Origin of the sequence: Streptomyces colwelliae, from assembly GCF_048158785.1 — a bacterium.
GTDB lineage: Bacteria > Actinomycetota > Actinomycetes > Streptomycetales > Streptomycetaceae > Streptomyces.
On sequence record NZ_JBLTJC010000813.1, the window covers coordinates 1 to 1,173 of the forward strand.

General features: G+C 71.1%; 1 protein-coding gene. It reads right to left on the reverse strand.

The features are described 5' to 3' along the window. Positions 1-27: 27 nt before the first annotated feature. Positions 28-1,173 (reverse strand): alpha/beta fold hydrolase (locus ACNFOC_RS54555; RefSeq protein WP_416966337.1); only part of this gene is annotated, 1,146 nt, incomplete at its 5' end.

Sequence of the window (1,173 nt, forward strand, 5' to 3'; positions counted from 1 at the left end):
GGAGTCAGGGGTGAAGAGGCGGAGGGGTCAGGGCTGTGCGGGCATGGTCCAGCAGTTGGAGGGAGCCGGCCTGCCCGCGAGGCGGTCGGTGAGCCAGGAGATGGCGTCTCCCTGGTCGGTCAGCAGCGGCGCGAAGTGGTTGAGGAGCGCGCTGCCGACACCGGGCAGGACGACGGCCTTGTACGTGACGTCGCCGCCCAACGCACACCAGTCGAGGGCGAGTTGGCGGGCCTGGGCGTGCGGGACGAGGTTGTCGCTGACGCCGGTGGCGAGGCGGACGGGCCCGGACGGTTTCAGCCTGCCGATGCGCTGCTCGTCGAGGAACGCCCGGAGCGCGGGAGTCGAGGCGATGATGTCGCTGACGGACTCCCCGTCGGTGGTCCAACTACTGCTCCGCGTATAGCCGTAGCCGAACAGCGCGTCCCCGACGCACATCGTCGACAGGTCGGTCAGAGCGGCCTTTCCGGCGTCGTTGAGATGCGCCTCGGCGAGGGGCTTCAACTCCGGGTCGGACTGGAGGAACCCGTTGAGCGACCAGCCGAGCGCGCCCGCGAGTTCGCTGCCGTCGATGGCCTTGGTGACGGAGGTCAGATCGGCGGGCGGGGCACCGGCGTACGTCCCGGCGAGGGTGACGTCCGGGGCGTAGGAGGACTGGAGTTCGGCGGCGGCCGCGGTCGCTCCGCCGCCCTGGCTGTAGCCGTAGAGCCCGACCGGAGACCGGGTGCTGACCGACGCTCCGGCGAGGGAACGTGCGGCGCGCACGGCGTCCAGTACCGCGTGCGCCTCGTCGATCCGGTTGACGTAGGTGTGCAGCCGGTCGGTGGCGCCCAGTCCGACGTAGTCGGTGACGACGACGGCGACGCCCTTGGCGAGGAGGCGGTAGATCGCCAGATCCTCGTAACCCACGGACACTGTCTGGCTGTTGAGGGACAGGGGGTGCTCAAGACCCATGGACGCGGAGCACTGGTCGCCCTGCCCCAGGGTGCCGGGGGCGACGGCGACGAGGGGGCGCGGGCCGTCGCCGGTCCAGTCGGCGGACGGTTCGATGTAGGCACCGGTGACGGCGACGGGCTTCCCGTTCGAGTCGGTGGACTTGTACATCAGCCGGGTCGCGGTACCGGGGAGCGGGCCGTCGAGACCGGGCAGGCTCAGGGCCAGGGGGAGGGGTTCACT